The 14,486-nt window shown below is 42.2% G+C and carries 13 protein-coding genes; all 13 read left to right on the top strand.

What is annotated here, in order from left to right; translation table 11 throughout:
- Window positions 1–40: 40 nt before the first annotated feature.
- The 13 genes from WKT11_RS04220 (at window position 41) to WKT11_RS04160 (ending at window position 14,396) form a co-directional block, all read left to right on the top strand.
- Complete coding sequence (locus tag WKT11_RS04220) at window positions 41–397, top strand: helix-turn-helix domain-containing protein (RefSeq protein WP_096241082.1); 357 nt, start codon at window positions 41–43, stop codon at window positions 395–397.
- Window positions 398–523: 126 nt separating this feature from the next.
- On the top strand, window positions 524–673 hold the full coding sequence (locus WKT11_RS04215) for a hypothetical protein (RefSeq protein ID WP_004612798.1): 150 nt from the start codon (window positions 524–526) through the stop codon (window positions 671–673).
- Between the two features lie 169 nt (window positions 674–842).
- On the top strand, window positions 843–1,478 hold the full coding sequence (locus WKT11_RS04210; protein WP_118049624.1) for a sigma-70 family RNA polymerase sigma factor: 636 nt from the start codon (window positions 843–845) through the stop codon (window positions 1,476–1,478).
- Between the two features lie 3 nt (window positions 1,479–1,481).
- Window positions 1,482–1,904 (top strand): RNA polymerase sigma factor, encoded by a 423-nt coding sequence (locus tag WKT11_RS04205; RefSeq protein ID WP_005338497.1) that lies wholly within the window; start codon window positions 1,482–1,484, stop codon window positions 1,902–1,904.
- A gap of 409 nt (window positions 1,905–2,313) precedes the next feature.
- Window positions 2,314–8,295 (top strand): SpaA isopeptide-forming pilin-related protein, encoded by a 5,982-nt coding sequence (locus tag WKT11_RS04200; protein ID WP_340282775.1) that lies wholly within the window; start codon window positions 2,314–2,316, stop codon window positions 8,293–8,295.
- Window positions 8,296–8,397: 102 nt separating this feature from the next.
- Window positions 8,398–8,550: a hypothetical protein gene (locus tag WKT11_RS04195; protein ID WP_004612794.1), complete on the top strand. Its 153-nt coding sequence runs from the start codon at window positions 8,398–8,400 to the stop codon at window positions 8,548–8,550.
- 39 nt (window positions 8,551–8,589) lie between these two features.
- A complete protein-coding gene (locus WKT11_RS04190; RefSeq protein ID WP_118037319.1) occupies window positions 8,590–9,117 on the top strand; it encodes a PcfB family protein in 528 nt (175 codons plus the stop codon).
- Entirely contained in the window at window positions 9,114–11,009 is a 1,896-nt protein-coding gene (locus WKT11_RS04185) for a VirD4-like conjugal transfer protein, CD1115 family (protein ID WP_117802101.1), read from the top strand. Before WKT11_RS04190 ends, WKT11_RS04185 begins: the two co-directional genes overlap by 4 nt.
- 135 nt (window positions 11,010–11,144) lie before the next feature.
- Window positions 11,145–11,285 carry a Maff2 family mobile element protein gene (locus tag WKT11_RS04180; RefSeq protein ID WP_118410884.1) on the top strand — a complete coding sequence of 47 codons (141 nt, stop codon included), beginning with the start codon at window positions 11,145–11,147 and terminating at the stop codon, window positions 11,283–11,285.
- Window positions 11,286–11,667: 382 nt separating this feature from the next.
- Entirely contained in the window at window positions 11,668–12,027 is a 360-nt protein-coding gene (locus WKT11_RS04175) for a BlaI/MecI/CopY family transcriptional regulator (protein WP_008704785.1), read from the top strand.
- Between the two features lie 10 nt (window positions 12,028–12,037).
- Window positions 12,038–13,711 (top strand): M56 family metallopeptidase, encoded by a 1,674-nt coding sequence (locus WKT11_RS04170; RefSeq protein WP_020993729.1) that lies wholly within the window; start codon window positions 12,038–12,040, stop codon window positions 13,709–13,711.
- Between the two features lie 54 nt (window positions 13,712–13,765).
- Window positions 13,766–14,203 (top strand): RNA polymerase sigma factor, encoded by a 438-nt coding sequence (locus WKT11_RS04165; protein ID WP_015536791.1) that lies wholly within the window; start codon window positions 13,766–13,768, stop codon window positions 14,201–14,203.
- Complete coding sequence (locus WKT11_RS04160) at window positions 14,196–14,396, top strand: helix-turn-helix domain-containing protein (protein WP_015536790.1); 201 nt, start codon at window positions 14,196–14,198, stop codon at window positions 14,394–14,396. Before WKT11_RS04165 ends, WKT11_RS04160 begins: the two co-directional genes overlap by 8 nt.
- The last annotated feature ends 90 nt before the right edge of the window (window positions 14,397–14,486 follow it).

Below are 14,486 nucleotides of genomic sequence, written 5' to 3'. Positions count from 1 at the left end.
TCGTAAAGTTGGGATAAATTGCAGGAAAGGAGACACCGTATTGAGCAATCGTGCAATTTCCACAGAACTTATTGAATTGGGAGAACGGATCAGAAAACGCAGGCAGGAAATGAAGTTGTCACAGGAATCTTTTGCGGAAAAAGCAGGTATCAGTGTCAATACGGTCAGCAGGATAGAAGGAGGGCAAACGGCAATGTCTGTTGAGATTTTCAGGAAGATGATTGAGATCCTGGAAACAGATGCCAATATCCTGATGGGAAAAGAGGGGGACGATGCAGAAAAAAGAAAGCAGTTTGAGGAAGTATTTTATCGTATTCAGAAGATGGAATGGAAAGAGCAGAAAATTATCATGCAGACAATAGATTCACTGATAGAAAGTTTTAATGAGTACAGGTGAAATTTCACCATATATGGGGTGTAAAACAAAAAAACTCCCCATATATGCTAAGGATAATAGTTTTTTGTGCTGTTAAAATAGCAAACAGAGAGAAAGAGACAGAAACAAGGAAGGGAGATAGGATTGATGACCAGACAAGAAAATTTAATCTATCGGAAGCAGTGTCCCTATGATGCAATGGGAGACTATTCTGTTTTAATGGAAAATGAAAAGAACATAAAAACGGAAAGAAATGCAAAGAAGTCTGACCGGGACATCAGACGGAAAATAAAATAGAGGATGCTGTAAATTAGCAGAAAGGGCAGTAAGGAAGTTTCAGGCTCTCGTTAAAAAAAACGGGTGTGCCGGAAGCTGTTTTTTACTGCCCTTTTGCCAGTAGATCAGTAATAATCCTATCCTTTCTGCTGATGGGCACCTGTTGCCAGCAGGCAGAAGGGTGGTAATCATGCTGACATTGCAGGAATTGAAACAGGTTGTAGGTAACAGGGAAGAAAGAAGAAAGGTTCCGTCCGCCAGGTATTTAAGAGAAAACGATGTGGCAGTTGTAAAGCAGAGACTGATAGATGGTGCGGAAATTATTGCGTATCAGACAGGATATGTTTTCTATTGTGCAGGTGATTATGGAACGGTTTTTCCTTTATTTACCTGTCGAGATTATGTATATGAAGCAGGAAGAAAAATAACAGTTGTTAAGGAAGATTTTTTTGATAATCAGCCCTGGTATGTGCGGTTGATATTAGAAGGTGAAGATCGGCTGTGCAGGAACAGGGAGGTACGAGAACATAATAATTGCATTTCATACAGCCATATTTCAGAAGGCTGGTGCGAATTGGTGGATAAAAGGCAGAATGTACTTGAAAAACTGATTATAGAAGAAGCTATTGGAGAATTCATGGATCTGCTGACTGACCGGCAGAGACAGGTGATCCATCAAATTTATTTTCAGCAACGGACACAAAGAGAAGTGTCACGGGTGTTTGGAATTACAGAACCGGCAGTATCAAAATGTATTTCACAGGCAAAGCAGAAAATGAGAAGAAATGCAGGCAGACTGACCGGAGTGCTTCAGAAGGGAGAATAAAAGATGCGTGGTAAAAAACCAAAGGAAAGACAACGGTATGTGCTGCGTGTAAATGAAACTCTCGTAGAAGTTACCAGAGACGTATATCTGGCATGGTACCAGTCAAGAAGAAAAGAAAGATACCAGCTTGAAAAAATGCAGAAAAATGGTGTATGCGGAATAGAAAAAGTAGGAGAAACGAGTTACAACAGTTATTTGCATATATTATCACCAGAAGAAATAGTCATCAGGGTGTCAGAAATACAAGAGCTGCAGGAAGCACTGAAATATTTGTCTGAAGAAGAAATGGAATTGATAAGATTATTATTTTTTGAAGAGTACACAGTTAAAAAAACAGCACAGTATTTCGGGTGTTGTACAAAGACAATCAGAAACAGGAAAAACAAAGTATTGCAGAAACTAAAAGACAGGCTGGAAACTTTGTAAGTTTTTGCTGTTTCAAAAAAATTTTATAAAAAAATTTCAAACAGGTTAATTTTTGCCCTTTCACACATGCGGTTAGTGGAGGGGCAAATGTCTATTTTAATTCAAAACAATAAATTCCCCCCTAAAAGTGAACCTTGACAATTTCATATCAGCAGCAAGAGGATACCTGAATTTCCCAGCTACGCATCTGGCGGCGGGCATTCGGTGACAACGTGAAGGGCAATGGATGAGAGGCACCCTTGGCAGGAATGATTACGAATTACCTCTTGCGGCTTAAATAGCTCAATCCTGTTTTTATTTAAAAGTCAATCCAAGACATAAGGGAGGTGGTTCCTATGATTGATTCATGCAGGTGTAAGCCTGAACGAAAGTGGAGTAAATTATCGAAGAAAGAGAGGACTCAGTCAAAATGAAAATGCGATTTAAAAGATTCTTGTCAGGATTTATGGCAGTTGCAACTTTGGCGTCTGTTATCGTTCAACCAGTCACGGTTTCTGCTTCTGAATTAGAACCAGAGCCAACTTCATTTGAACAGCAATATCCGGAACTGCAGGATGTGCAGGATACTCTTGATAAAGATGAAATTGTGGAAGCAAAGGATATTGAGATTCCCTATGGAGAAGAATTTGAGGTGGAAGTCGATCTGTCCGGTATAGAGGGCGTGAATGAAAAAAAGGTGAAAGTTTTATTCCATGAAGCAAAGAGTGAAGCCGGTACAGATTTTGACGCACATACACCGGATACCTACAAAGCTGTCTATGCAGTAGAGCCAGTCAGCGGTCACCCAGCTTACAGAGTAAGCAGAAACATTACGGTAAAAGAGCCAGAAACAGAAGAACAGACAAAGAGTTCTTCTGAAAATACAGCTGGTGAAGGAAATGCCGGTGAAACAGAAGATTCCGGTAATGCGGATGAAGATGCTGATTCGGACGGGTCAAAAGAAATTGTAACTGATCTTACAGATGAGCAGGAAGTGACGACAGATGAAGAATCCGGTCTGGCTGTTTCAGAAGTAATGGATCAGGCAGCGGAGAACGGTATCGACCTTTATTCTATGGAAGAAGGAGAAGCGGTTACTTTCATGGCAACAGACATTGCAACACAGAGTACCAAGAAAGTTACAGTAACAAGAGGAACCTGTTATCAGTATTCGGATTACGGGTATGGAAGTTATCTGACTTACAAATATACGGTTCAGTTTGGTAATGTTTCTGCAACAGCATATTGCGTGGAGCCTTCTAAATCCAGTCCGGGAAGTGGTACTTATGATATTACAAAGCTCAGTGATGGTAAGAAGCTGGCAAAGGTTTGTTACTATGGCACAAAGGCTTCCGGTGATGAAGGATTTTTCACAGAGGAAAATGGATATGGAAACCTAAGTGCAGGTGCCAGATTTATTCTGGTACATCTGGCAGCATCTTATGCTAATGGTGGAGATTCTGCCTTTTCCGGTGCAAGCGGTACAGCAAAGACACTTGCAATGAAACTGTATAATTACTGTATTTCACAGCCGGAGATTCCAGATGTAGATATGAGTTTTTCTGATGCAGATGTGACAGCCTATGTAGATGGCAACAGCCAGAGAACAAAGGAAATCATTTTTAAAGCAGATGAACTGCAGAGTATCACAATGAAACTTCCAAGTGGTGTGAAACTTCACAACGTGACAACCGGAAAGACAAGCAAAGCTGGCGAAGCAGTGGAAATCAGTGGTGGAACCAAGTTTTACTTATCTGCACCTCTTACACAGGTACAGGATGTCGCAGGAAACTGGTCTGCAACGATGAAAGGCAGTGTAACAAAAGATTATTCTGCGTATAAGATCAGTACCGGATCTGGTTCACAGGACCTGGCACTGGTATTTGGTGAAGGTGTTGATGATGAAAAATATGTGGACTTCAAAGTAACATGGGTACAGTACGCAAGTGTTAAGGTGATTAAAAGAGATGCAAAAGCAAACGCAAAGCTGGCAGGTGCCGTGTTTGGTTTATACAGTGATGCAAACTGTACAAATTTGATCACAAAGTTACCGGCAACTGATGCGAATGGGGAAGCGTCCGTACAGATCATTAAGACACAGAATACCGTATATCTGAAAGAGATTACAGCTCCGACAGGATACCGTATCAATGCAACTGCCTACAACGTAAAACTGGAAGTCAGCAAAACAGCAACTGTGACTGTTCCGGATGAAGAACAGATGGGCCAGCTGACTGTTTATAAAGAAGGTCAGGTTCTGACAGGTGCAGATGTCACCGAGAATGGAACAACATTTAAGTATGAAAAACGCAGACAGAAAGGTGCGATTTATGATGTGTATGCCGGGGCAGATATTAAAACTGCTTATGGTGCCAAGGTTTACAGCAAGGGTGATCTGGTCAAAGAGAATCTGACAACAGACTCGAATGGGGCAGTCATTCTGAAAAACCTGCATCTTGGTACATATATCGTCAAAGAAAAACAGGCTCCGACCGGATTTTATAATGCCGGGGAAGAAAAGTCTGTCACTCTTTCTTATGCAGGACAGAATGTAGATGTTGTTTTTTCTGAGACAACCTTTACGAATGACAGACAGAAAGCAGAAGTGATTGTGACAAAGCAGGATAAGGATACAGAAAATCCTCTGGATGGAGGAATTTTTGGACTTTATGCAGCCAGTGACATTAAAAATGCAGATGGAACGGTTGTTGTAAAGAAAGGCACTCTGATTGAGAAAGTGACAACTGGAAATGATGGAATGGCGAAGTTTACCGCAGACCTGCCGCTGGGATTTTCCTATGATGTAAAGGAAGTACAGGCTCCGGAAGGCTATCTGAGAAATGCGGATGATGTCTATACGTTTACTTTTTCTTATACAAACGATAAGGAAGCGAAACTGACATTTAAGCATACCTTCAGAAACGAGCGTGTGATAGCAAAGATTTCCTTACAGAAGCAGGACAAAGAAACAAAGAAGGCTGTTCCACAGGGAGATGCTACTTTAGAAAAGGCAGTCTATGGACTGTATGCCCGTGAGGATATTGTCCATCCGGATGGAGCAACTGGTGTGATCTACAAAGCAGGCGAGCAGGTTGCCACTCTCACAACAGATAAGAATGGACAGGCTTCCGTAGATGGATTATACCTTGGTAATTACTATGTAAAAGAGATTACTCCGCCAACGGGTTACCTGGCAGATGAAGAAGAACATGATCTGGTCTGCAACTACGAGGGTGATCTTGTAGCGGAAGTGAAGCGTGACTGTCTGTCTCTGGAACAGGTGATGAAGCAGCCATTTGAGATTATCAAGGCAGCGAACAACGGAAAGACAGATGCCGATTTACTGAAAGGTGCAGGATTTACCGCTTATCTGGTATCATCCCTGACAGTAAAAGAAGATGGCAGCTATGACTTTGATTCTGTCAAGCCGGTAGTGATAGGGGAAAATGGTGCAACAGAGATCTTTACGGATGAGAAAGGGTATGCCCGCAGTATTGCACTTCCTTATGGAACTTACATCGTCCGTGAAACAACCACGCCACATAATTACACTCCGGTCAATGATTTCATCGTGCAGATTACGGAAAATCATCCGACTACACCGCAGGTATGGAGAGTGCTGCTTGACAAAGAGTTTGAAGCAAAGCTGAAGATCATCAAACAGGACGATGAGACAAAGAAAGCAGTGCTTCAGAAGAATACAGAGTTTAAGATTTTTAACCTGGATACAGAAAAGTATGTGGAACAGGTAACAACCTATCCGACGACGGTAAAACACAAATCTTATTTTACAGATGAGCAGGGATACTTAATCCTTCCACAGAATCTGAAAATTGGACATTACCGTATTGAGGAAGTGAACGCACCTTATGGATATACGCTCAATGAGAATTACTATGAGGTGAATGTAGATTCCAATACAGCATATCAGATGGACGGAACTTCCGGCGATGTGATCATCGAGATTGCATACGAGAATCATCCGGTTAAGGGAGAACTGAACATCGTAAAACAGGGTAAGGTCTTAAATGGTTATAAAGATGACTTTACTTATCAGAAAGAAACTTTGGAGGGAGCAGTCTTTGAGATGTATGCTGCAGAAGATATTTATACAGCAGACTTCCAGAAAGATGATAACGGAAACCGTATCCTGGAGTATGCTTCCGGGGAACTGGTAGGAACTGTTACCACGGATAAGGATGGAAAGGCACAGATCACCGACCTTCCACTTGGAACCTATAAGATTGTTGAAAAGACAGCACCAGAGGGCTTTGTGTTAAACGAAGAAGCACAGACAGTAACATTTGAATACAAAGACCAGAAAACACCAGTCATCGAGCAGACAGCAACTTTTGAGAATGACCGTCAGAAAGTGGAAGTGTCCGTAGTAAAACAGGATGCAGAGACAGAAACGGTTGTGGCAGGTGCAGAGTTTGGCATCTATGCAAAAGAAGATATTCTGACACATGAAGAAGTGATTGTGAAGGCAGATACCTTACTTGGAAAAGCAGTCAGTGGGGAAGATGGAAGGGCAGTATTTGACGTTGACCTTCCATTTGGTACTTACTATATCAAAGAACTTGCAGCTCCGGCAGGGTATGTCTCTTCTTTTGAGACTTTGGAAGTGACTGCCAAATATCAGGGACAGGATGTGAAAGTGGTAGAGCTGGAATCTGTATTTAAGAACCAGCCGACAAAAGTAACCTTTACGAAGTCTGATATTACGACAGGCGTGGAACTTTCAGGGGCAACGCTTACGGTGCTTGATAAGGATGGAAATGTGGTAGATACATGGAAGTCTGTAAAGGGTGAGGAACATCTGATTGAAAGACTCACAGCCGGGGAGACGTATACCCTTCGTGAAGAAATGGCTCCTTATGGCTATCTGATGGCGGAAGAAGTTTCTTTTACTGTGGACGATACTGCCGAGATCCAGAAGGTAGAGATGAAAGATGCAGTGCCAACCGGAACACTTATCATCAATAAAAAAGGTGAGTTCCTGGAGAAAGTATCTGCACTGGATTCCATTGGCGGATGGATGAAGCATCTGTTTGAATATCTTTCCGGTTCCCTGAAAGAGGTTACTTTTGAGGTTTATGCCTTAGAAGATATAAAAGCAGCGGATGGCGAGAGTGAAGATTACTACAAGAAAGATGCACTGGTAGCAACGATCACGACGGATGAAACAGGCGTGGCAAAACTGACAGACCTTCCTCTTGGCAAATACTATGTCAAAGAGAAAGAGACAGCAAGTGGATATGTCTTGGATGGAGAAACTCGTGAAGTAGATTTGACTTACCGTGACCAGAATACCGCAGTTGTTACTTATTCCGCTGACTGGCAGAACAAACGTCAGAAGGCAGAAGTGAACGTGCTAAAGAAAGAAAAAGATTCCGACCGTGTACTGGAAGGGGCTGTATTTGCCCTGTGCAATAAAGAAGATATTGTCAATGCAAAAGGCGATGTGATCCTGAAAGCAAATACGGTTATTGAGGAGCAGGCTACGGATAAGGAAGGAAAACTGACCTTTACGGCAGATCTGCCACTTGGCTATACCTACTATGTGAAAGAAACTTCCCCGGCACCGGGATTTGCGACAACAGACCAGGTACAGGAATTTACTTTTGAATATGGTGGGGCAGATAAGGAAACACTGTCTTATGCGTTCACTTTTGAAGATGAGCCGACAACCGTAGAGTTTACCAAAACATCCCTGACAGACGGAAAGGAGATTGAGGGAGCAAAACTAAAAGTCACAGATGAGAGTGGAAACACTGTGGATGAATGGCCTTCCGGTAAAGAAGCACATATCATCAAAGAACTGACCGCTGGCAAGAAGTACACCATGACAGAAACACTTCCTGCGGACGGTTATGTGACAGCAGAGAGCATCACTTTTACGGTGGAAGATACCAGTGAAGTACAGAAAGTGGAAATGAAGGATGATGTGACAAAAGTGCAGATTTCCAAGACCGATATTTCTGGTAAGGAGCTGCCAGGAGCGAAACTGACAATCCTTGACAAAGATGGAAAGACCGTAGAAAGCTGGACATCTGAAGAAAAACCACACTATATTGAGATGCTTCCAATCGGGGAATATACCCTTCGTGAAGAAACTGCACCGGACGGTTATCTGGTTGCAGAGGATGTAAAGTTTACGGTCAAAGATACTGGAGAAATCCAGAAGGTTGTGATGAAGGATGAGGCGAAACCGGAGGAAACTCCAACAGAGACACCGACGGAAACACCAGAAACCACACCAACGCCGGAGACGAAAACCACAGAAGAAACAAAGAAATCGACTTCACCAAAGACAGGAGATAATACTCCGATTCTGTTCTGGATTCTGCTTGCAGGGGCTGGAATGGCTGGTCTTGGTGGCACAGTGATTCTTCGCAAAAAGAAAAAATAAGAGATCATAGGATTTTTCAGTAATGGATGAGGGCATTTATGGACACAGGATTCATAGATGCCCTTTTGAAAAATTTCAAGAGATGTGAAGGGAGAAAAGAAGATGACAAAAACAGTATTGATCGTTGCTGCGGCTGCAGTATTTCTGGTATATGGATTTGTCCTTTGGTGCTGTATCAAAGTGGGGGCGGAATCAGAAAAAGAATATATGAAACTGGCAGAAAAGAGAGGAAAGGAGCAGCAATGTGATAAATGAGGATAAGACAGCAGTGAGAGAAGAAAGGGCGTGGTGTGATTGCAGGATGAAGTGAATGAGAAAACAGTCTCACTTTGTATCCGCTGTGGCAAGGTCACTGCCAACTTGCTGAAAGCTGCCATGGTAAAGGCTCTTGCAAAGATGGAGCAGGAGAAAAAACAGCAGGGACAGAAAACAAACCAGAAGCAGCCCCAGAAGGAAAAGGAGGCTAAGACCTACAAGGGAAAACAGAGCCTTGATAAGCTGATGAAGCAGAATGTACAGCTGTCCAACATTGAGATCACAGATGGAAACATCAAGTCTTTTGAACGGGTAGCAAAGAAGTACAGCATTGATTTCAGCCTGAAAAAAGATGTGACTGCGGACCCGCCAAGATACTATGTGTTCTTTAAGGCAAGGGATGCTGATGTGATGACTGCCGCTTTTAAGGAATACACGGGCAAGTCTCTGAATAAGGACAAAAAACCATCTGTGAGGAAGAAGTTACAGCAGGCAATCACCAAATCGCTTGCAAAGCACAGGGAACTGGAGAAAACAAAAGGAAAGGAGAAGGAGCCGTCATTATGAGCAGATTACAGAAGTTGCTTGGTGTAGGAAAAGGATACCTGGAGAGATTACCGCCGGTGGATGTACATAAGCTGCTTCGGATTGTTCTGATGAATCTTCCATATATCGTGATCTTTTATGTGGGAAATAAGCTGGCATGGTTATATCAATACTGTGTAGGTGATTCCATGATAGAAAGACTGATGGTACTGATCTTAAATTTCCAGATGGCATTTAGCAGGATTCTCCCAAGTATGCATAAAAATGAATTGCTGGTTGGGATTACTGGAGCCGTGGCAGTGAAGCTCATGGTCTACATGAAAGGAAAAAATGCCAAAAAGTTCCGGCAGGGAGTGGAGTATGGTTCGGCAAGATGGGGGACGGCAAAAGACATTGCACCCTTTATCGACCCGGTATTTGAAAACAATATCCTGCTGACCATGACGGAACGGCTGACCATGAATGGCAGACCAAAGAATCCGAAATTTGCGAGGAACAAGAACGTGATCGTGATTGGCGGATCTGGCTCAGGAAAGACACGTTTTTATGTAAAACCCAACTTGATGCAGATGGGAAAATACATCAGTTATGTGGTCACGGACCCGAAAGGGACGATCATCATTGAGTGCGGAAAGATGCTGGTACGGCATGGATATAAAGTGAAAGTATTGAATACGATCAATTTTTCCAAGAGTATGCATTATAACCCCTTCCACTATATCCATTCGGAAAAGGATATTTTGAAACTGGTAAATACGATCATGGTGAACACGAAAGGGGAAGGCGAGAAGTCCAGTGAGGATTTCTGGACGAAAGCAGAGAGGCTTCTGTACTGTGCCCTGATCGGCTATATCTGGTATGAAGCACCGGAAGAAGAACAGAACTTTGCGACCCTGCTTGAGTTTATCAACGCTTCGGAAACAAGGGAAGATGATGAGACATTTAAAAATGCAGTAGATATGCTGTTTGAGGAACTGGAAAAGGAAGAACCGGAGCATTTTGCGGTGCGTCAGTATAAGAAATATAAACTGGCGGCAGGAAAAACAGCAAAGAGTATTTTGATTTCCTGTGGTGCAAGGCTTGCACCGTTTGACATTGCAGAGCTTCGTGAGATCATGAGCTATGATGAGATGGAATTGGATATGGTAGGTGACCAGAGGACAGCACTGTTTATTATCATTTCTGATACGGATGATACCTTTAACTTTGTTGTGGCGATGATGTACAGCCAGTTATTCAACCTGTTATGTGACAGAGCGGACGATGTACATCATGGAAGATTGCCATATCATGTCAGAATCCTCTGTGACGAGTTCGCAAATATCGGTCAGATTCCAAAGTTTGACAAGCTGATCGCCACCATCCGTAGCAGGGAAATCTCTGCATCCATTATCCTCCAGTCGCAGTCCCAGTTAAAGACGATCTACAAAGATGCAGCTGAGACAATCTTAGGTAACTGCGACACGATGTTATTCCTTGGCGGTAAGGAAAGTTCGACCTTAAAGGAGATTTCCGAGACGCTGGGAAAAGAAACGATTGATTTATATAACACTTCGGACACCCGTGGACAGAGCCGTTCTTACGGGATGAACTATCAAAAAACAGGAAAGGAATTGATGAGCCGGGACGAACTTGCGGTCATGGATGGCAGCAAATGTATCTTGCAGCTTCGAGGTGTAAGACCATTTTTCAGTGACAAGTTCGATATTACCAAACACAAACGGTATAAGGAGCTGTCAGACTACGATAAGAAAAATGAGTTTGATGTGGAAGCGTATATGCGGCATCGGATGGAAGTGAAACTGACGAGGACACAGGAATTTGACCTGTATGAGTTTTCGGAAGAGAGTCTGGCAAAAGAATTAAATACAGAAAACAAGGAAGCAGAGCATGTGAAAGATTCGGACACATAGCTCTTTTTTCTTTGCCCTTTTGGGAGGTGATGGATTTGAGAGATCATGAAAGGCCGCCCGTAAGGGCAGAGCCGGAAAAGACTTCTTAAAGATAGAAACCAAAGAAATACAGAGATTTGAAAGGAGACAACGAATATGGCGTTTTTTAATCAGGCAATCAATATTTTACAGACACTAGTGGTGGCAATCGGAGCAGGACTTGCAGTATGGGGTGTTATTAACCTGTTAGAAGGATATGGAAACGACAACCCAGGTGCAAATGCTCATGTACAGTAAAGAAGCAAACAACCGAAAACAAGAGATAGACCGCCAGCACCACACTATTCCGAACCAAAGAGCAAACGACAAGCACCATGGAAATGTGTATAACTTGCTATTCCGTTATGGAAAAGTCCGTTCACAGAACATGGAAAAGCTAAAGAGCAGCTTTCCCACATTCTGCAAACGGACTTTCCCACAACTCCATAAGATAGCAAGTTATGCACATTACGCACAGTGCCGACTGTTGCGGAAGCCCTCTCATTTCATTATCTATTCAAGAAAATAAATTATGAATTTTTTTCTTAACACTACTGCGGTAGTGTTGACAACCGATTAAGAAAGGTGTAATGTGTAATCAAGCAGAAACTACTGCGGTCTTGTGGAAAGGAGGAAACAAATGGATATTAAACTTTTCGATTCAGAATTGAAAGTAATGTGTGTGCTTTGGAACGAGGGCGACACCACTGCAAAACACATATCCGACGTTCTGAAAAAAGAAATTGGCTGGAACATGAATACTACCTACACACTGATAAAAAGGTGTATCAAAAAAGGGGCGATTGAACGTTCCGAGCCTAATTTCATGTGCCATGCCCTTATTCCCAAAGAAGAAGTACAGGAAGCGGAAACAAAAGAATTGGTTGACAAGATTTATGACGGTTCAGTTGACAAACTGTTTGCAGCCCTGTTAGGCAGAAAAAAGCTTTCCGCTGAACAGATTCAGAAGCTCAAGCAGATTGTGGAAGATTTGGAATGAGGTGGTGTAAATGAATTTACTGCAAATGAGCTTTTCGGGGGCTGCTTTCATTACTGCGGTAGTGATTATCCGTGCGGTGGCAATCAATAAACTGCCGAAAAAGACTTTTCTTGTTTTATGGGAATTGGTGATATTAAGACTGCTTATCCCGTTTTCGATTCCGTCAATGTTTAGTGTTTATACGTTGGTAACTCATAGCATATCTTCTACAACATTGCCGGAAGCTGGAACAGATTACAACATTCCCACTATGCAAGGGCTGTTTGTTACGACACAGGGAGCAGAACAGCCGCCAGAGAATATTTTATCATCTGTTTCCATGTGGTTTATTGTATGGTGTGCAGGAATAATACTTATCGCATTGTTTTTTGTAATATCCTATTTGCGTTGTCTGATTGAATTTCGGACAGCTTTACCCGTCCACAACCATTATGTAGAAAAGTGGCTGGCGGAACGCCCATTGAAACGTCCAATTTTGGTAAAGCAATCTGATAGGATTTCCGCCCCATTAACTTATGGCATTTTCCGTCCTGTTATTTTGGTGCCGAAAAAAATGGACTGGAAAAATGAAAAACAACTGCAATATGTCCTCTCACATGAATATGTGCATATTTATCGCTATGATACTGTAACAAAGCTGATTGCGACACTTGCCCTTTGTATTCATTGGTTCAACCCCTTTGTGTGGGTGATGTATATTCTTTTTAACCGTGATATAGAACTGGCTTGTGATGAAAGCGTCATACGACAATTTGGAGAAAAATCAAAATCTGCCTATTCGCTAATGCTTATCAACATGGAAGCAACGAAAAGTGGGCTATTGCCATTTTGTAACAGCTTTAGTAAAAATGCTATCGAAGAAAGGATAACTGCTATTATGAAAACAAAAAAAACAACTATTTTTTCGCTGGTACTGGCGTGTCTGATTGTTGTCGGGGTAGCTACAGCATTTGCAACTTCCGCCCAAGCTAATAATAATCCAATTTTTGAAGAACAGGAGTACAAACCAATACATGCTTCCGAGAATGCTTCAGATTACGATACGGCGGCAGAACTGCCCGGCGGTAATATTGACTATGGGATATATGAAGAATATGGATTGATTTATGATAAGAATAGCAAGTGCTACACTTACAAGGGAAATGTTGTCCGATTTTTTAATGACCCAGTGGGCGGCGCAAGTTTTACCAATTTCTTTACGGGAACAGTGGATATTGAAGCGGAACGGGATACAAACGATAAACTTATTGGTATTCGGGAATGCACAAAAGAAGTTTATGACAGGCATACAGAAAAGTATGAAAATTCAGGACTTAAATCAATGCCCGCTGGCACTTCTACAGAAAATGGAGATATGATTAGAAATCATGAATCTTACAGCATGGAATCTGGAGATAAGACAGAAAACATGAATACGCTCCAAGATTATGAATCCTATGGCATAGTTTATCACCCAAAAGATGGGTATTGGTACTACAACGACCAGATAATTGGTATATTCATTGATACTAAAAAACCCATCATCTATTTTAATAACAGTGGCAGTATATATCTTTCCATTGCTGAAAATAGTGAAAATGGAGTTATGGAGATTAAGGAAATTTCCGAAGCGGAAGCACAAAAACTTTTACGGGATAATAATTCGGGCAATTCTGCTTCATTCACAGTAGAAACCTTGAAATAACAAGTGTCTTATAAACCATACGCCGTATTATGTGGGAGAAAGGGGGAACTATTTATGCCTTGCACAGAAGCATATAAGGAGCATATCGAGTACACCTTTAATGCCTTTTGCAGAGTTGTCATACACTATGCAGCAATCAACGCATGGCGTGACAGGGATAAACGGCGGCAAAGGGAAATATCCTTTGAATATCTCACAGAAGAAAAGTTTTATCCATTTTGTACGTCAGACACATATTTCATAGACCCTTACAAGCAATACCCTGTTACGATATGCGGTCAGAGGGTTATCCTCACAAATGGAAATCTTGCCGAAGCCCTGTCCTCTCTGCCAGAGAAAAAGAGGGAAATCATTTACCTTTATTTTTTCGGGCGTTACACACAGCAGGAAATCGGGGAACTGTACGGACGCTGCCGGAGTACGGCGTGGCATCACATACACAGTGCCTTGCAAATGCTGCATGAAGAAATGGAGGTGCTGTCCCATGAGTAGCCTACTTCTCCCCTATGACACGATAATAAAAGCACATGAGGGCGACCCCATAGCGATACAAGCTGTCCTTGACCGATATGCCGGGTATATCCGCTATTTCTCCAAAATGAACGGCTATTATAATTCTGATATGGAGGACTACATCAGAACAAAGCTGATTGAAAGCCTGTTCAAGTTCCGGCTTGACCGATAACATAAAAACTGAATATCCCGCCGCCCCGCAGCAGCACATGAAGCAGTAAATCCGAAAAAGATTTGCTGCTTTTTTTGCGCCCATTTTTGG

Origin of the sequence: Blautia sp. HCN-1074 (assembly GCF_037890165.1) — a bacterium.
In the GTDB taxonomy this organism is placed as follows: Bacteria; Bacillota; Clostridia; order Lachnospirales; family Lachnospiraceae; genus Blautia_A.
Note: the sequence above shows the minus strand (reverse complement) of the source record. Positions and strands in the feature narration are given on the sequence as shown.